Annotated in this window: 10 protein-coding genes and 1 pseudogene; 6 read left to right on the top strand and 5 right to left on the bottom strand. The window is 70.8% G+C overall.

Features of this window, described 5'->3' with window-relative positions; translation table 11 throughout:
• Positions 1-20: 20 nt before the first annotated feature.
• Positions 21-2,111, bottom strand: a complete 2,091-nt coding sequence (locus tag HAV40_RS17855) for an endo-1,4-beta-xylanase (protein ID WP_239085805.1) — start codon at positions 2,109-2,111, stop codon at positions 21-23.
• Between the two features lie 188 nt (positions 2,112-2,299).
• Between HAV40_RS17855 and HAV40_RS17850 the strand changes: the two genes are divergently transcribed.
• Positions 2,300-2,947, top strand: coding sequence for a hemerythrin domain-containing protein (locus HAV40_RS17850; protein WP_166382607.1), 648 nt, complete (start codon positions 2,300-2,302; stop codon positions 2,945-2,947).
• A gap of 165 nt (positions 2,948-3,112) precedes the next feature.
• Here HAV40_RS17850 and uvrB read toward each other — a convergent pair whose 3' ends face one another.
• A complete protein-coding gene (gene uvrB, locus HAV40_RS17845; protein WP_166382605.1) occupies positions 3,113-5,269 on the bottom strand; it encodes an excinuclease ABC subunit UvrB in 2,157 nt (718 codons plus the stop codon).
• Positions 5,270-5,658: 389 nt separating this feature from the next.
• On the opposite strand from uvrB, the gene HAV40_RS17840 reads away from it, so the two are divergent.
• Positions 5,659-7,389 carry a hypothetical protein gene (locus HAV40_RS17840; RefSeq protein ID WP_166382603.1) on the top strand — a complete coding sequence of 577 codons (1,731 nt, stop codon included), beginning with the start codon at positions 5,659-5,661 and terminating at the stop codon, positions 7,387-7,389.
• A gap of 94 nt (positions 7,390-7,483) precedes the next feature.
• Here the strand turns inward: HAV40_RS17840 and coaE are convergent.
• Together coaE and rpsA are read right to left on the bottom strand one after the other, a co-directional pair.
• Positions 7,484-8,071: pseudogene (gene coaE / locus HAV40_RS17835) on the bottom strand (dephospho-CoA kinase); the annotation flags it as partial.
• A 451-nt stretch (positions 8,072-8,522) separates the two neighbouring features.
• Positions 8,523-10,004: a 30S ribosomal protein S1 gene (gene rpsA / locus HAV40_RS17830; protein WP_166382599.1), complete on the bottom strand. Its 1,482-nt coding sequence runs from the start codon at positions 10,002-10,004 to the stop codon at positions 8,523-8,525.
• A 307-nt stretch (positions 10,005-10,311) separates the two neighbouring features.
• Here rpsA and HAV40_RS17825 point away from each other — a divergent pair, with 307 nt between their 5' ends.
• The 4 genes from HAV40_RS17825 (at position 10,312) to HAV40_RS17810 (ending at position 14,927) form a co-directional block, all read left to right on the top strand.
• The gene (locus HAV40_RS17825; protein WP_239085875.1) at positions 10,312-11,154 is read left to right on the top strand and encodes a class I SAM-dependent methyltransferase; all 843 of its coding nucleotides are present in this window, start codon (positions 10,312-10,314) and stop codon (positions 11,152-11,154) included.
• A 259-nt stretch (positions 11,155-11,413) separates the two neighbouring features.
• Positions 11,414-12,916, top strand: coding sequence for an amino acid permease (locus tag HAV40_RS17820; RefSeq protein ID WP_166382597.1), 1,503 nt, complete (start codon positions 11,414-11,416; stop codon positions 12,914-12,916).
• A gap of 159 nt (positions 12,917-13,075) precedes the next feature.
• The gene (locus tag HAV40_RS17815; protein ID WP_166382595.1) at positions 13,076-14,281 is read left to right on the top strand and encodes a S8 family peptidase; all 1,206 of its coding nucleotides are present in this window, start codon (positions 13,076-13,078) and stop codon (positions 14,279-14,281) included.
• Positions 14,282-14,420: 139 nt separating this feature from the next.
• Positions 14,421-14,927 carry a gluconokinase gene (locus HAV40_RS17810; RefSeq protein ID WP_239085806.1) on the top strand — a complete coding sequence of 169 codons (507 nt, stop codon included), beginning with the start codon at positions 14,421-14,423 and terminating at the stop codon, positions 14,925-14,927.
• Between the two features lie 232 nt (positions 14,928-15,159).
• Here the strand turns inward: HAV40_RS17810 and polA are convergent, their stop codons facing one another.
• A complete protein-coding gene (gene polA, locus HAV40_RS17805) occupies positions 15,160-17,826 on the bottom strand; it encodes a DNA polymerase I (RefSeq protein WP_166382593.1) in 2,667 nt (888 codons plus the stop codon).
• Positions 17,827-17,857: the final 31 nt, after the last annotated feature.

Here is a 17,857-nt window from a genome sequence, read left to right as displayed (position 1 = left end):
GGGGGTGGGGGGTGGGTGGGTCAGGCTTGGAGGCAGGTGGTGCCGTTCAGGGTGAACGTTGACGGGGCTGTGTTGGTGCCGGTCCAGGTGCTCAGGAAGCCGAAGGAGGCGGTGCCGCCGTTGGCGGCGATGGTGGCGTTCCAGGTCGCGTTGGTGATCGTCACGTTCGCGCCGCTCTGTGCGTACGCGCTGCTCCAGGATTGGTTGACCACCTGGCCGTTGGCGAACGTCCAGCGCAGTGACCAGCCACTGACCGCCGCCGAGCCGGTGTTGGTGACCACGACGTCGCCCTGGAACCCGGTGTTCCACTGGTTGGTGACGGTGTACTTCACCCGGCACGACACCGGCGTGGCCGAGCCGCTGGGCGACGGCGGGACGCTGGCGCTCGGCGAGGCGCTGGGGCTGCGCGACGCGCTCGGACTCGGGCTCGACGGGGTGCTGGGCGACGCCGACGGGCTGCGCGACGCGCTCGGGCTGGGCGACGCCGACGCGCTCGCGCTCGGTGAGGCGGGTCCAGTGGCCGTCGGGGAGGCAGCGCCGATCACGGCCCAGTACGCCGGCTTGGCCTGCAGTTGCACGTCGAACAGCAGCGGGAAGTCCTTGCGGCTCACCGGGTAGCTGTCCAGCCAGGTCTCGTCGTCGGCCAGGCCCCACAGCGTCACCGAGGTGATGTTCGCCTTGTACTTGCGGTACACGTCGAACCAGGCCTTGTACCGGGCGGCCTGGCTGGCGAGCCGGTCGGCGGGCGGCGTGGTGAAGCTCTCCGAGCTGCTGGTGTAGATGCTGGTGTCCATCTCGGTGATCTGCTGCTCGACACCGAGCGGCAGGAACGCCGCGATCATCGCGTCGGTCTCCGCGCCGGTCGGCCAGGAGACGTTGCCGTGCTGCTGGTGCCCGACCCCGTCGACCGGCACGCCCTCGGCCTTGAGCTGCGCGACCAGGTTGTAGAGCTTGTCGCGCTTGGCGGCCACGTTGGTGTTGTAGTCGTTGATGAACAGCTTCGCGTTCGGCGCGACCTGCCGGGCGACCCGGAACGCGGTGCGGATGTAGTCCAGCCCGGTGATGGCGTACCAGGTGCTGCGCCGCAGGCCGTCGGACTGGTTCTCGTCGATGACCTCGTTGACCACGTCCCACGCCGACACGTCGTTGGCGTACCGGCCGCCGACGGCGCGGATGTGCGCCTCCAGCCGGGCCAGCAGCAGCGTCTTGTTGGCCGCGGTCGCGGTCATCGGCTGCCCGTTCGCGTCGTTGAACACCCAGGCCGGGGTCTGGTTGTGCCACACGAACGTGTGCCCGCGCACCAACATGGCGTTGGCCCGCGCGAACGCGACGATCGCGTCGGCGTCGGTGTAGGTGAACACGCCCTCGGTGGGCTCGGTGGCGTCCCACTTCATCGCGTTGCCCGCGGTCACCGAGTTGAAGTGCTTGGCCAGCAGTTGGCCCCGTTCGGCGAGCAGCTGCGGGCGGCCGACCGCCGCCCCGATCGGGAAGTCGCTCGCGAACACGGTCTTCAGTGACGGGATGCCGGTCTGGATGGGGCTCGGCGGCAGGTACGACAAGCTGAAGTCGTCGAGGTGGAACGACGCGGTGCCGCTGACGGTCTCCACGTACACGGCGAAGAAGTCGGCGTCGTTGGCGAGGGTGTAGCCGCCGGTCAGCTGGGTCCAGCCGCCGTCGGTCACGGTGGTGCTGTTGACGACCTGCTCGTAGCTGGCGGTGCCCTGCCAGCGGCGCTCGACGCTCATCCGCAGTTGCACGCTGCCCGCGCCCGCGGCGGCGCGCGCCCAGACGGCGTACGTGTAGCGGGTGCCGCGGGTGACGGTGGCCAGCAGGTCACGGCTGGGTCCGTTCCAGGACGCGGTGCGGCCCGAGGTCAGCAGGCTGCGGCTGCCCGCGTGGGCGGCGGCGGTGCTGTTCTCGACGACCTCGGCGGTGCCTCGCCGGGCCCAGCCCTGCGTGGTGCCGTCCTCGAAGTCACTGGTCAGCACGGTCACCGGGTCGGCGGCGCGGCCGGGTGTGGCAATGCTCGCGACGACGATCGCGAGCGCGGACAGGGTGAGCATGAGCAGAGCGAGCGTGGCACGCCCGGCTCTGGAGGAGAGTGTGGGCACGGTGGGGATCCTGTTCCGGGTGGATTCACGCGCGTACGGGACGCACACCACTGCCCTTGGTGGTCGGACCGACCACGCCTGCAACGATCGCCGGAGCCCGGTGGCGATCGGCGTCGATGCTATGAGGTGTGCCGGGCCCCGTCAAACCGCCATGTTTGCTCGATGCCTGCCCTGGGTAGCACCGCGACATGAGCGACGCCGAGCTGCCACCACTACCGACCCTGTCCCCCGAAGCCGAAGCCCAGTACACCCCCGCCGGGCAGAGCATCGTCGACATGCTGGCCGACGAGCACCGGCAGATCACCCGCCTGGCGGCGGAGCTGGCCACCGAGGCGCCTTCGGCGTCCCCGGCCCGGCGCCGCGAGGTCGCCGAGGTGGTGACCGCCGTCGTCAGCCGGCACCTCGCCGCCGAGGAGCAGTACCTGCTGCCGACCGTGAAGAACCTGTTCCCGGACGGCGACGACCTGGTCTCCCGGGAGCTCGCCGAGGACGGCGCGATCCGCCAGGTGCTGCAGACCCTGTCGGCCACGCCGGCCGAGGACGAAGGCTTCCAGAGCCTCGCCCTGGAGGTCGATGCCCACCTGCGCCGGCACAAGCACACGGCCGACCGCCGCATCCACGGCCGGCTGAAGGAGCTCGCTGACGACGACGAGCTGATCCGCCTGGGCAACCGGGCCGCGATCGCCGAGGAGTCCGCGGGCACCCGCCCGCACCCCAAGTCGCCCAGCAGCCCGCCGTGGAACAAGATCGTCGACCCGATGCTCGGTGTCGCCGACAAGCTCCGCGACGCCGTCACCGGCCGCCCCACCTACCCCTCCGACCTCGACCCCAAGTGACCCCCGCCCCACCCCCTGCGGCAACTCTTGAAGACCTGCGCTCTCCGGGCTGACCGGAAGGCGCAGGTCTTTAAAGTTTGCGGCGTGGGGCGGCGGAGACGGCGCGGCCCGCCGCGCCGGAGGGCGGGCGGGCCGGAGGGCGGGCGGGCCGGGTCGGGCAGCGGGTCAGGCCCCGGCGTCCATCTGGCGGAGTTCCTTCTTGAGTTCGGTGATCTCGTCGCGGATGCGGGCGGCGAGTTCGAACTGCAGTTCGGCGGCGGCGGCGAGCATCTGGTCGGTCAGCTCGGTGATCAGCTTGGCCAGCTCGACGCGGGCCATGCCCTCGGAGGCGGCGACGACCGCGCCGCGCTTCTCCGAGGTCGTACGGGCCTTCGAGCGGGTGCCGGGAACCGGGGCCTTGCCGCGCGACATCTGCCTGCCGGAGCCGCCGATGATGTGGCCGCCCGGCCCGTGTCCGGCGAGCGCGGCCTCGGTGTCCTCGGCCTCGCGGTAGATGTCGTCCAGGATGTCGTGGATGCGCTTGCGCAGGGGCTGCGGGTCCACGCCGGTGGCCTCGTTGTGGGCCACCTGCTTGGCCCGGCGCCGGTCGGTCTCGTCGATCGCGGCCGCCATCGACGGAGTGATCTTGTCGGCGTACATGTGGACCTCGCCGGACACGTTGCGCGCCGCGCGGCCGATGGTCTGGATCAGCGAGGTGCCGCTGCGCAGGAAGCCCTCCTTGTCCGCGTCGAGGATCGCCACCAGCGACACCTCGGGCAGGTCCAGGCCCTCCCGCAGCAGGTTGATGCCGACCAGCACGTCGAACTCGCCGATGCGCAGCTCCTTGAGCAGCTCCACCCGCCGCAGCGTGTCGACCTCCGAGTGCAGGTAGCGCACCCGGATGCCGTTCTCCAGCAGGTAGTCGGTGAGGTCCTCGGACATCTTCTTGGTCAGCGTGGTGACCAGGACCCGCTCGTCGCGCTCGGTGCGCACCCGGATCTCGTGCATGAGGTCGTCGATCTGGCCCTTGGTCGGCTTCACCACGACCTGCGGGTCGACCAGGCCGGTCGGGCGGATCACCTGCTCGACGAACTCGCCCTGCGACTGCTTGAGCTCCCACGGCCCCGGCGTCGCCGAGAGGAAGACCATCTGGCCGACCCGCTCCAGGAACTCGTCGAAGCGCAGCGGCCGGTTGTCCTGCGCGCTGGGCAGCCGGAAGCCGTGCTCGACCAGCACCCGCTTGCGGGAGGCGTCGCCCTCGTACATGCCGCCGATCTGCGGGATGGTCACGTGCGACTCGTCGATGACGGTGATGAAGTCGTCGGCGAAGTAGTCCAGCAGGGCGTGCGGCGGGCTGCCCTGCTCGCGGCCGTCGATGTGGCGCGAGTAGTTCTCGATGCCGTTGCAGAACCCGACCTGGCGCATCATCTCCAGGTCGTACGTGGTGCGCATGCGCAGCCGCTGCGCCTCCAGCAGCTTGCCCTGCTGGTCGAGCTCGGCCAGGCGCTCCTCCAGCTCGGCCTCGATGCCCGTGATCGCCCGCTCCATGCGCTCGGGCCCGGCCGCGTAGTGCGTCGCCGGGAAGATCATCATCTGGTCGACGTCCTTGATCACGTCGCCGGTCAGCGGGTGCAGGTAGGACAGCCGCTCGATCTCGTCGCCGAAGAACTCGATCCGCAGCGCCAGCTCCTCGTACGCCGGGATGATCTCCAGGGTGTCGCCCCGGACCCGGAAGGTGCCCCGGTTGAACGCCATGTCGTTGCGCGCGTACTGGATCTCCACCAGGCGGCGCAGCAGCTTGTCCCGGTCGACGTCCTCACCGACCTTGACCTTGACCGCGCGCTCCAGGTATTCCTGCGGCGTGCCCAGACCGTAGATCGCCGACACCGTCGCCACCACGATCACGTCGCGCCGCGTCAGCAGCGACATCGTCGCCGAGTGGCGCAGCCGCTCCACCTCCTCGTTGATCGAGGAGTCCTTCTCGATGTAGGTGTCGGTCTGCGGGATGTACGCCTCGGGCTGGTAGTAGTCGTAGTAGCTGACGAAGTACTCCACGGCGTTGTTGGGCATCAGCTCGCGGAACTCCTTGGCCAGCTGTGCTGCCAGGGTCTTGTTCGGGGCCATCACCAGCGCCGGGCGCTGCAGCTTCTCGATGAGCCAGGCCGTGGTCGCCGACTTGCCCGTGCCGGTCGCGCCGAGCAGCACCGAGTGCTTGTCGCCGCGGCGCACCCGCTTGGCGAGCTCGTCGATCGCGGCGGGCTGGTCACCGGCCGGGACATAGTCGCTGATGACCTGGAACGTCCCGTCCAGGCGGGGGATCGTGGCGACACCGGTCTCACTCATGTGACCCAACCTACGCCGGGCGTGTGACACTCGCGCGTGCCGCTGGGCAGGTACGCGAGGCTGGTGTGACGGTAGGTGAGTGACCGGCTCCAATATTGCGATTGTGTGTCATCAATCACCGCGATACCGTCATGTGGTAGGCCGTTCGCGGCGGCCGTCCCAGGGAGACCGGACCTCCACACCGGCCGGTCATCACCTCTGGCGCACCGGTAGCAGCCTCGATCCGCCCCACCGCAGGATCGATGAGCGCACCGCTGCGGTCGCGCACACAGTGTGCGCCGACCGGCCGCCGCGGGCGGTCTTGACGTATCCGGGCAGGCCCGGACCCCCGACGGCGACCCTGACCGGTTTGGCACGTCACCACACCCCCGCCCGCCCGTTGCATCTGCGTGGGCACCTCGACCGACGGACGACGCCGGATCCTTCATCTTCTCGCCGCGGGCGGTCTGCTGCTGGGCCTCGCCGCGACCATGACCGGGGGCCTGGCCTCCTGCTCCGCGGCCAAGCCCGCCGAGCAGCAGGGCAGCCGGGCACTGAACCAGGGCGAAATCACCCGTCTGGCGGGTATGCGCGCCCGCAACTTCGCCGACGGCCGGGTCGGCCTGCGCGGCACCATCGGGCCGGCCGGTAACCAGACCAAGGTCGACGGCTGGGTCGACTGGCAGCGCCAGCTCGTCTACGTGTCCGTGGTCGGGGCCGACGCGAATACGGCGCTGATCCAGGCCACGCCGAGCGTGCTCGCGATCCGCCCCGGCACCCCGCCCTCGGCCGCGCCGACGGGCCCGGCCCCGGAGTCGGCGCGCGAGTCCGCCCCGGCGTCGCCTCCGGCGGGCGCAGGGGCCGCGCTGCCCGCCGGCAAGCCCTCGCTGACCCCACCGGCCGACGGCTGGCGGGTACGCCCGCTGCAGCTCAGCTCCGACGAGGAGCGGCCGGTCGACAACCTGGTCGCGTTCCTGTTCCTGCTGGCCAAGCAGGAGGCCGACCCCACGGGACCGCTCGGCGAGCTGCGCAACGAGTGGGTACGCCGCGACACGTTCGAGGGCACGCCGGTGGACGTCCTGCTCGGCCCGGCGCTGCTGCCCCAGGCTGCGCCCAGCGTCGCTCCGTCGGCGGCAGTGCCGTCCGGTGCCGCCCCGTCCGGTGCCGCCCCGTCCGGTGCCGCCCCGTCCGGTGCCGCGCCCGCCTCGGCCGGGGTGTCCGCCTCCGCCGCCAGCGCGCCGCGTACCGAGGCCACCACCGTGCCCTCCCCCACGACCGGCGCGTCCGCGCAGGCCAGCGCCAGCCCGTCGCCGTCACCGCCCGACCCGAAGTCGCTGGAGGCCCACGGCGGTGCGGTCGGCTACTGGCTGGACGCCAAGGGCGCCCTGGTACGCCTGGAGACAGTGCTCGGCGAGGGTCTGCCGTCCGTGCTCGACCTGCAGCGCGGCCAGCAGCAGGAGTTCGTGCGCGCGGTGGCGCTCGGCGGGCAGGACATCAAGCCGACCGCGATCACCAAGGCCGAGGCGAAGGTGCTGTCCCAGCTGCGCCAGCGCAACCTGAAGGCCCGGGGCGGCGCGGTCACCGTGACCATGCCGGTCAACCCGAGCGCGCTGCGCGTCGGCCGGGGCTGGCTGGACTGGCAGAAGCGGCTGGCCTACCTCGCGGTACGCGACCTCGACGACGAGAGCTACGACGTGCTGCTGCACGCCGACCGCACCGGCGTCGCCATCCGCAAGACCGGCAAACGGGTCCCCGAGCAGCCGACGCTGCCCGTGCCGAAGGGCAAGTGGGAGTGGATCGACTGGGTCGCGCTGGGCAGCTCCGGCGAGATCACCGACCTGGACTACCTGGTGTACGAGGCGCTGTCGCTGGCCGCGAACGTCGCTGACGACGCCGATCACATCGAGAAGCACGGCCGCCGGCTGCGCGTCGACGTGCTCGGCAAGGTGCCCGTGGGCGTGTTCGAGCTGCCCAGCGCCGTCGAGGCGAACGTGCCCGCGGGACAGGCCCGGATGCGCTACTGGGTGGACAACGCGGGTGTGCTCAAGCGGCTGGAACTGCGTACCGCCACGGGTGGTTTCGCCCAGCTCGACCTGGACCTGAGCGAGAAGCCGCCGACCCTGCCGATGAAGGTCAAGTAGCCGGTCCCCGGCTCCCCGAGGCCCGTGCCGCAACGGCGGCACGGGCCTTGCGCCTTCACGATCAAGGGGCCGCCCGTGGCCACGCGTCGGGTCAGGGGCGCAGGCGGGTCTGCCAGATCTCGTCGACGGCGGCGCGCAGGTCGGCGAGGGTGCCCTCATTCACGATCGCCACGTCGGCGGCGGCGCGGCGTTGCTCGTCGGTGGCCTGGGCGGCGATGCGGGCCAGTGCCTCGGCCTCGGTCATGCCCCGGTCGCGCACCAGCCGGGCCAGCCGGATCGCGGCATCCGCGAACACGACGACCACCAGTTCGTACTGCTCCGCCAGGCCCGCCTCGATCAGCAGCGGCACGTCGTTGACGACCACCGCGTCCGGCGGCGCGGCCGCGGCCAGCTCGGCGGTGCGGGCCCGGACCCGGGGATGGATGATCGCCTCCAGGTCGCGGCGGGCCTGCTCGTCGCCGAAGACCACCGTGCCCAGCGCGGGCCTGTCGAGCGCACCGTCCGTGCCGAGCACCCGCGACCCGAACCGCGCGACCACCTCGGCGAGCCCGTCCGTGCCCGGCGCCACGGCCTCCCTGGCCAGCCGGTCGGCGTCGATCACCACCGCGCCCAGCTCGGCCAGCCGCGCCGCCACCGCACTCTTACCGGACCCGATCCCGCCGGTCAGCCCCACCCATCGCACCGCCCCATACTTCCACGCCCGTCCCGCCCCGCTCACCCCGCAGGGTGAGGCGTTCCGTCCACCGAAGATCGCTGTTTGGGGCAGAAATGTGCAGTCACACCAAAGGTTTCGACCTGAACCAGCGATCTTCACGAGTGCAGCGGTGAGGAGGGGCACCCTCCCGCCCAGGAGGGCGATGGGAAGGTGCCCTTCCAAACCGCGAAGCGCGGAAGCGGGACTTCCCGACTCCGCACCCCGAAGCGCGGAAGCGGGACTTCCCGACTCCGCAGAGCGCCGGGCCACCGTCCGAAAACCGGACGGCCCGCGAGTCCGCGCTTCGCCGCGGCGAAGCGCGGAAACAGCACGGTCGCGACTCCGCAGAGCGCCGAGGCCGCGGCAGGGAAAACAGGACGGCCCCCGACTCCGTGGAGTCGGGGGCCGTCCTTCGGGTCACTCAGGCGTGAGGCGAACCTCAGGCCTTGCCGCCCGCCAGCTTCTCGCGAAGCGCGGCCAGGGCCTCGTCGGTGGCGAGGGTGCCGCTGGGCTCCTCCGCCGCCTTGGCCGGGGCCGGGGTAGAGGTCGACACGTTGCCGGACGGCACCTCGGACGCGGCGGCGGCGTCGGCCGCCCGCGAGGTGACGACCTGCTTGGTGTGCGCCTCCCAGCGCGCGCGGGCGTCAGCGTACTGAGCCTCCCACACCTCGCGCTGCTTCTCGTAGCCCTCGAGCCACTCACCCGTCTCCGGGTCGAAGCCCTCGGGGTAGATGTAGTTGCCCTCGTTGTCGTACGTCGCGGCCATGCCGTAGAGGGTCGGGTCGAAGTGCTCCTCGCCCTCGACGAAGCCCTCGTTGGCCTGCTTGAGCGACAGCGAGATGCGGCGACGCTCGAGGTCGATGTCGATGACCTTGACCATCACGTCGGAGCCGACCTGAACGACCTGCTCCGGGATCTCCACGTGGCGCTCGGCCAGCTCGGAGATGTGCACCAGGCCCTCGATGCCGTCCTCGACCCGGACGAACGCACCGAACGGCACCAGCTTCGTGACCTTACCCGGCACGATCTGCGTGATCGCGTGGGTACGGGCGAACTGACGCCACGGGTCCTCCTGGGTCGCCTTGAGCGACAGGGAGACGCGCTCGCGGTCCAGGTCCACGTCGAGAACCTCGACCTCGACCTCGGTGCCGACCTCGACGACCTCGGACGGGTGGTCGATGTGCTTCCAGGACAGTTCCGACACGTGCACCAGGCCGTCCACGCCGCCCAGGTCCACGAAGGCGCCGAAGTTGACGATCGAGGACACGACGCCCTTGCGGACCTGGCCCTTCTGGAGCTTGTTCAGGAACTCGGTGCGCACCTCGGACTGGGTCTGCTCGAGGTAGGCCCGGCGGGACAGGACCACGTTGTTGCGGTTCTTGTCCAGCTCGATGATCTTCGCCTCGAGCTCGCGGCCGACGTACGGCTGCAGGTCACGGACGCGGCGCATCTCGACGAGCGAGGCCGGCAGGAAGCCCCGCAGGCCGATGTCGAGGATGAGGCCACCCTTGACGACCTCGATGACGGAGCCACGGACGACGCCGTCGTCTTCCTTGATCTTCTCGATGGTGCCCCACGCCCGCTCGTACTGCGCGCGCTTCTTGGAGAGGATCAGACGCCCCTCCTTGTCCTCCTTCTGGAGAACCAGGGCCTCGATGTGATCACCGACGGTGACGACCTCAGCAGGGTCCACATCGTGCTTGATCGACAACTCGCGCGAGGGGATGACGCCCTCGGTCTTGTAGCCGATGTCGAGCAGGACCTCGTCCCGGTCGACCTTGACGACGGTGCCTTCGACAATGTCGCCGTCGTTGAAGTACTTGATGGTCTCGTCGATCGCGGCGAGGAATGCCTCCTCAGAGCCGAGATCGTCGATGGTGACCCTGTTGGCGCTCGAGGTGGCCTCGATGCTGCTCGTCATGTGGACTGTTGCTCCGTCGGATGGGTGTTCAGTGTGACCCAGTGGGTGTTCCACTGCCGCTCCCGCTCGCCTACGCTCCGGTCAGTTCCGGCGCGCTACGGGTCTGCTCCATGCCGAGAACCGCGGACGTGCGAGTGCATCGAACAGCTTACCGTGCCCATTACCACACGACGCAACCCCACCCCTCCCGTGACGCTCCCCTCTTCCTGTTTCGCGGGACTCCACGGGGATTGCGGGCGAATTGTTCTGTGCGTCACACCCGGTGAGTCGCGCCCCGAACACCGGCTCGTACGCTGTCCGGGTGGAGATCCTTTCTGCCGGTGACGACGACCTCGACGACGACGCCGCGTCCGGCCCCGGCGTGACCCGCCGCCCGGTGACGGCCGCGGAGAACCTGCGCGCCTCCCGTGGCTGGTGGGACACCGACGCCGACAACTACCAGTCCGAGCACGGCGCGTTCCTCGGCGAGGCCGACTTCGTGTGGTGCCCGGAGGGCCTGCGCGAGGCCGACGCGAAGCTGCTCGGCGACGTGTCCGGCCGCCGGGTGCTGGAACTGGGCTGCGGCGCGGCGGCGGCAGCCCGCTGGCTGGCCGCCCAGGGCGCCGACGTGGTCGCGATGGACCTGTCCGCCGGGATGCTGCGCCACGCCGAGCAGGCCGCCGCGCGCACCGGCATCACGGTGCCGCTGGTGCAGGCCGACGCGAGCGCGCTGCCGTTCGCCGACGGGGCCTTCGACGTGGTCTGCACCGCGTTCGGCGCGGTGCCCTTCGTCGACGACTCGGCCCTGGTCATGCGTGAGGTGTACCGGGTGCTCAAGCCCGGCGGCCGCTGGGTCTTCTCGGTCACCCACCCGATGCGCTGGATCTTCCTCGACGACCCGACCGAGGGCGGGCTGCGCGCGGTGCACTCCTACTTCGACCGCCGCCCTTACGTCGAGTACGACGAGCACGGCGCGGCGACCTACGTCGAGCACCACCGCACCATGGGCGACCGGCTGCGCGAACTGCTCGGCGCGGGCTTCACCCTGGTCGACCTGATCGAGCCGGAGTGGCCCGAGGGCCACGAGCAGATCTGGGGCCAGTGGTCCCCGCTACGCGGCCGCCTCTTCCCCGGCACCGCCATCTTCGCCGCCGCCCGCCCCACCACCTGACCCTCACCCCCACCTCCGCGCCGCTCCGGGCTCCGCACGCCCCGACTCCGCGCCGCTCCGGGCTCCGCGCCCTGCCCCGCGCCTGCTTCGGCAGCGCGCCGATCGTTGATCGCTGTTTCGTGCCAGAAACGCGGGTTCAGCCTGACCGAAAGGCACGAAACAGCGATCTTGACCCGACCCCGGCGGCCTTACCGAGGGGTGCAATGGCACTTTTGCGGAAACGGCGCGTAAGGGGTGACGCCGAGCGCATGATCAGGGCGTGGCAACAGGGATATTCAGGACAAAGCGCATCGAAGCCGAGATGGCCGAGACGGTCGAGCCTGAACACAGACTCAAGAAGAACCTGACCACCCTCGACCTGATCATCTTCGGCGTGGCCGTGATCATCGGCACCGGCATCTTCGTGCTGACCGGCCGCCAGGCCGCCGTCAACGCCGGTCCCGCCATCGTGATCTCGTTCGTGGTGGCCGGCATCGTCTGCGCCCTGGCGGCGCTCTGCTACGCCGAGTTCGCCTCGACCGTGCCGGTGGCCGGTTCGGCCTACACCTACTCGTACGCCACCCTGGGCGAGATCGTCGCCTGGATCATCGGGTGGGACCTGGTCCTCGAACTCGGCCTGGGTGCGGCGGTGGTGGCCCGCGGCTGGTCGGCCTACCTGGCGAACCTGCTCAGCCTGCCCGGATGGGTCGCCGGCGAGAAGGCCATCCCCGACTTCGGGGCGATCTTCATCGTGGCGGTCTGCACCATCGTGGGCGTACTCGGCACGAAGCTGTCCAGCCGGGTCTCCGGCATCCTGGTCGCCATCAAGGTGGCCGTGGTGCTGCTGGTCATCGTCGTGGGCGCGTTCTTCATCAAGTTCGCCAACTACAAGCCGTTCATCCCGCCGGCCGAGCCGGCCGCGCAGACCGGCGGCGGGGTGTGGCACACACCGCTGTCCCAGCTGCTGCTCGGCATCGATCCGGTGCACTTCGGCATCCCCGGCATCCTGGCCGCCGCCGCGATCGTGTTCTTCGCCTACATCGGCTTCGACATCGTGGCGACCACCGCCGAGGAGGTACGCAACCCGCAGCGGGACATGCCCCGCGGCATCATCGGCTCGCTGGTCATCTGCACCCTGCTCTACGTGCTGGTCTCGCTGGTCATCACGGGCATGGTGCACTACACCGAACTGGCCGTCGACGCGCCGCTGGCGCACGCCTTCGACGTGGTCGGCCAGCCCTGGGTCGCCAAGCTCATCTCGCTCGGCGCGATCTGCGGCATCACCACCGTGGTGCTGGTGCTCATGCTCGGCCAGGTACGCGTGCTGTTCGCGATGTCCCGCGACGGCCTGCTGCCGGTCGGCATGGCCAAGGTGCACCGCACGTACGGCACCCCGTACCTGATCACCATCGGTGTCGGCGTCCTGATCGCGCTGCTGGCCGCGTTCATCCCGCTGGAGAAGCTGTCCGAGCTGGTCAGCATCGGCACCCTGTTCGCCTTCTTCGTGGTGGCGCTCGGCGTGATCGTGCTGCGCAAGACCCGGCCCGACCTGCACCGCCCGTTCCGGGTGCCGTGGGTGCCGCTGGTGCCGATCCTGGCCGCGCTGGCCAGCCTGTGGCTGATGCTCAACCTGCCGGTCGACACGTGGGTCCGGTTCGCGGTCTGGATGCTGATCGGCTTCGTCATCTACTTCGTCTACAGCTACCACCACAGCCGCGAGCGGCCCGGCATCCGCTACGACCGCGAGCACGCGAAGATCGTGGAGCCGCCCAAGCCTGAGTGACCTGGCCCGCGAGCACAGGCGCCGTCCCGAAAGGGGCGGCGCCTTTTCGCGTATGCCGACAGCCGCGCCGCCGCTCATTGATTCCTGTAACAACATCTATGTACTCTCCGAGCCAGTTGCCGTCCAAACAGGACGGCGCATGGTTCTGGGGAGGAACACGTGCCAACCAACCGGTCCTGGCCTGCCCGCCTGCTGGCCCTCACCGCGATCACCGCCACCGCCCTGGCCGCCACCGTGGCCCTGCCGACTCCAGCGCTCGCCGCCGGCGCGCCCTACCGGGCGACCCCGGTCCCGGTCACCGCCCCCACCTCCGCCGACGTCACCCTGGTCCCCGGCGTCTACCTGGTCACCTTCCGGCCGGGCGCGGACCGCGCGGTCGCGCTGCGCGCCCTGCGGACCACCGCCCGCGCCGACTTCGGCACCACCGTCAACGGGTTCGCCGCCGCGCTGACCCCCGCGCAGGTGCGCGAGCTGTCGCACAGCGCCGACGTGCTGGCCATCGAGCAGGACGCCTGGCACCACGGCGTACTGGACACCACGCAGGCCAACCCACCCGCGTGGGGCATCGACCGCGTCGACCAGACCAACCTGCCGCTGTCGGCGAGCTACACCTACACCGCGACCGGTGCGGGCGTGCACGCGTACATCATCGACTCGGGCATCGACGCCGCGCACCCGAACTTCGGAGGGCGGGCCCGGTTCGACTACAACGCCATCGACACCAACAACACCGACTGCAACAGCCACGGCACGCACGTCGCGGGCACCATCGGCTCCACCTCGTACGGCGTGGCCAAGGCCGTGACCCTGCACGGCGTGAAGTGGCTCAACTGCGCTGGCAGCGGCACCACCTCGGCGGCCGTCGCGGCGGTCAACTGGGTACGCACCAACCACGTCAAGCCCGCCGTGGCCAACACGTCGTGGAACATGACGTACAGCGCGACGCTGGCCACCGCCCTGACGAACCTGATGAACGCGGGCGTCTTCCTGGCCACCTCGGCGGGCAACACCGGCGGCAACTCCTGCGACCGGCTGCCCCGCAACCTGACCGCGGCGCTCGTGGTCGCCGCGACCACCTCGGCCGACGCCCGCGCCAGCTACTCCTCCACCGGCACCTGCGTCGACCTGTACGGGCCCGGCTCGGGCATCGTGTCGACGGTCCCCGGCGGCGGCACCGGCAGCAAGAACGGCACCTCGATGTCGACCCCGCACGCGGCGGGCATCGCCGTGCTCTACAAGTCGGCCTACGGCGACGCCAGCCAGTCGGTCGTGCACTCCTGGATCGTCACCAACTCCACCGCGGGCGTGGTCACCGGCAGCCTCTCCGGCACACCGAACCGCCTGCTGAACAAGCGGGCCCTGTAAAGGGTCCGCGCGCGCCGGGTGTGCCTCCACCGCACCCGGTGCGCGCCGCTCCGGCCGTGGGGGTCCCGCCATGCGGCCGGAGCGGCGCTCTCCCCCGTGTCGCCGACCGGGCGGCGCGCGCTGAGCTAGTGTCACGATCGTGAACGCCTCGACCGTAGTCGTCATGGGAGTCTCCGGCAGCGGCAAGACCACCATCGGCACCAGGCTCGCCGAACGCCTCGGCGCGGTCTTCGCCGACGGCGACGACCTGCACCCGCAGTCCAACATCGCGAAGATGTCGGCGGGCATCCCGCTGACCGACGCCGACCGCGCGCCGTGGCTGCGCGCCTGCGCCGACTGGCTGGCCGGTCAGCAGGACGAGGGCGTGCCCGCGGTGCTGGCCTGCTCGGCGCTCAAACGCTCCTACCGCGACCTGCTCCGCGAAGCCGCCCCCGGCCTGGTGGTGGTCTATCTCGACGGCTCCCGCGAGCTGCTGGCCTCGCGCCTGTCGCACCGGCCCGGCCACTTCTTCAACCCGCGCCTGCTCGACTCCCAGCTCGCCGACCTCGAGTCCCCCGCCGGCGAGCCGGCCACCGTCGTCATCCCCATCACCCTGACCCCCGACGAGATCATCGCCGAGGCCACCACCACCCTCACCCAGCCCTGACCCCACCGCACCGGAGCAATCCACCCGGCCCCCCTGATCAGCGGAGTCCGATCCGACCGCTTTGCCCGGCTGATCCGCCCCCTGATCCGGCTGGAACCCGCCGAAGCCAGCGATGATCGCTGTCTCCGGTCAAAATCTGCGGTCCGGCCGCAGATCCTGACCCGAAACAGCGATCTTGCGCCGCCAACAGAAGCGCGAACCGATCGCCGCAGCGCCGGCCGTGGTGGCGGCGTCAGTGGTCGGCGGCGTTCCAGTCGTGGCCGGAACCGACGGAGACCTCCAGCGGCACCGACAGGTCGACGGCCCCGCCCATCTCGCGGCGGACCAGCGCCTCCAGGGTCTCCCGCTCGCCCGCCGCGACCTCGAACACGAGTTCGTCGTGGACCTGCAGCAGCATCCGCGAGGTCAGGCCCTCGGCGCGCAGCGCCTTGTCGACGCGCAGCATCGCCATCTTGATGACGTCGGCCGCCGAGCCCTGGATCGGGGCGTTCAACGCCATGCGCTCGGCCATCTCGCGGCGCTGCCGGTTGTCGCTGACCAGGTCGGGCAGGAAGCGGCGGCGGCCCATGATGGTGGCCGTGTAGCCGTCCTTGCGAGCCTGGTCGACGACCGCGTGCAGGTAGTCGCGCACACCGCCGAAGCGGGCGAAGTAGTCCTCCATCAGCCCGGTGGCCTCGGCCGTGGAGATGCCCAGCTGCTGCGACAGCCCGTACGCCGACAGGCCGTACGCGAGCCCGTACGACATGGCTTTGATCCTGCGGCGCTGCTCGGCGGTGACCTCGTCGGTCGCGAAGACCTTCGAGGCGACCGTGGTGTGCAGGTCCTCGCCGGTCGCGAACGCCTCGATCAGGCCCGCGTCCTGCGACAGGTGCGCCATGATGCGCATCTCGATCTGGCTGTAGTCGGCCGTCAGCAGCGACTCGTAGCCGGGCCCGACCACGAACGCGCGGCGGATGCGCCGGCCCTCCTCGGTGCGGATCGGCACGTTCTGCAGGTTCGGGTCGGTGCTGGACAGCCGGCCGGTCGCGGCGACGGTCTGGAAGAACGTGGTGTGGATGCGGCCGTCGTCGCTGACGGACTTGAGCAGGCCGTCGACGGTCGACTTGAGTTTGGCGACGTCGCGGTGGCGCAGCAGGTGCTCCAGCACCGGGTGGCCGGTCTGCGCGAACAGCCACTGCAGCGCGTCGGCGTCGGTGGTGTACCCCGTCTTGATCTTCTTGGTCTTGGGCAGGTTCAGCTCGCCGAACAGGATCTCCTGCAGCTGCTTGGGCGAGCCGAGGTTGAACTCGCGGCCCACGTCGCCGTACGCGGCCTGCGCCGCCGCCTTGACCTCGCCCGCGAACTGGGCCTCCAGCTCGGTGAGGTAGTCGGTGTCGGCGGCGATGCCGATCCGTTCCATCGACGCCAGCACCGGCAGCAGCGGCAGTTCCATGTCGGCCAGCAGCCGCTCGCCGTCGCCGCGGTCCAGCTCGCCGCCGAGCGCGTCGACCAGGTCGAGGGTCGCGCGGGCGCGCAGCATCAGCGCTTCCTCGGCCGCGTGGTCGGCGGTGCCGTCGCCGAAGTCCAGCGCGAGCTGGCCGGTGTCGTTGACCTCCGCGCGCAGCTCCCGGTGCAGGTAGCGCACGGCCAGGTCGGCCAGGTCGTACGAGCGCTGGTCGGGGCGGGCCAGGTAGGCCGCGAGCGCGGTGTCGTGGGTCAGCCCGTTCAGCTCCCAGCCGCGCGCCTGCAGGGCCAGCAGGGCGGGCTTGGCGTCGTGCAGCACCTTGGGGCGCGACGCGTCGGCGAGCCAGGCGGCCAGCGCGGCGTCGTCGACCGGCTCCAGCTCTGTCGGGTCGACCCAGACGGCGTGGTGGTCGGCGGCCAGCGCCAGGCCTGTCAGCGTGCCGGTCCCCCGGCCGAAGCTGCCCGCCACGGCGACGCCGACGGGGCCCGTCGCCTGCTCGCTGAGCCAGGCCGCCAGCGCGCCGGGCTCGGTGAGCACCGCGCCGTCGATGTCGAACCCGGCCTCGGCCTCCGGCTCGGCGGTGTCGAGGTACTGGTACAGCCGGTCGCGCAGCACCCGGAACTGCAACGTGTCGAAGACCTGGTGCACGGCCTCACGGTCCCAGGTGGTCCAGAGCGAGGACGGGACGTCCAGCGGCAGCGTGAGGTCGTCGCGCAGCAGGTTGATCTGCTGGTTGCGCATCACCCCGGCCAGGTGCTCGCGCAGGCTCTCCCCCGCCTTGCCCTTGATCTCGTCGACGTGGGCGATGACGCCGTCGAGCCCGTCGTACTGGTTGATCCACTTGGCGGCGGTCTTCGGGCCGACGCCCGGCACGCCGGGCAGGTTGTCGCTCGACTCGCCGACCAGGGCGGCCAGGTCGCGGTAGCGCTCCGGGCCGACGCCGTACTTCTCCAGCACCGCGGCCGGGTCCATGCGCGCCAGGTCGGAGACGCCCTTGCGCGGGTACAGCACCGTGACGTCCTTGGTGACCAGCTGGTACGCGTCGCGGTCGCCGGTGCAGATCAGCACCCGCATCCCGGCCTCGCGCCCCTGGCGCGCCAGCGTGGCGATGATGTCGTCGGCCTCGTATCCGGCCAGCTCCACGTGCTTGACCTGCAGCGCGTCCAGCACCTCCTGGACCAGGCTGACCTGCCCCTTGAAGTCCGTCGGCGTCTCGGACCGGCCGGCCTTGTACTCCGCGTACTGCTCGGTGCGGAACGACTGCCGGGACACGTCGAAGGCCACCGCGATGTGCGTGGGCTTCTCGTCGCGCAGCACGTTGATCAGCATCGAGGTGAACCCGTACACGGCATTGGTGGGCTGCCCCGTCGAGGTCGCGAAGTTCTCCACCGGCAGCGCGAAGAACGCCCGGTAAGCCAGCGAATGCCCATCAAGCAGCAGCAGCGTCTCAGTCACCCGAAGAGCTTATGCCCTACCCCCGACGCCC

It is taken from the genome of Catellatospora methionotrophica (assembly GCF_011297335.1).
In the GTDB taxonomy this organism is placed as follows: domain Bacteria; phylum Actinomycetota; class Actinomycetes; order Mycobacteriales; family Micromonosporaceae; genus Catellatospora; species Catellatospora methionotrophica.
This window is presented reverse-complemented; position numbering and strand designations above follow the sequence as displayed.

Coding starts and splice junctions, on each gene's coding strand:
- uvrB (WP_166382605.1), bottom strand. CDS start 5,269: ATGAGTGAGACCGGTGTCGCCACGATCCCCCGCCTGGACGGGACGTTC.
- HAV40_RS17850 (WP_166382607.1), top strand. CDS start 2,300: ATGAGCGACGCCGAGCTGCCACCACTACCGACCCTGTCCCCCGAAGCC.
- rpsA (WP_166382599.1), bottom strand. CDS start 10,004: ATGACGAGCAGCATCGAGGCCACCTCGAGCGCCAACAGGGTCACCATC.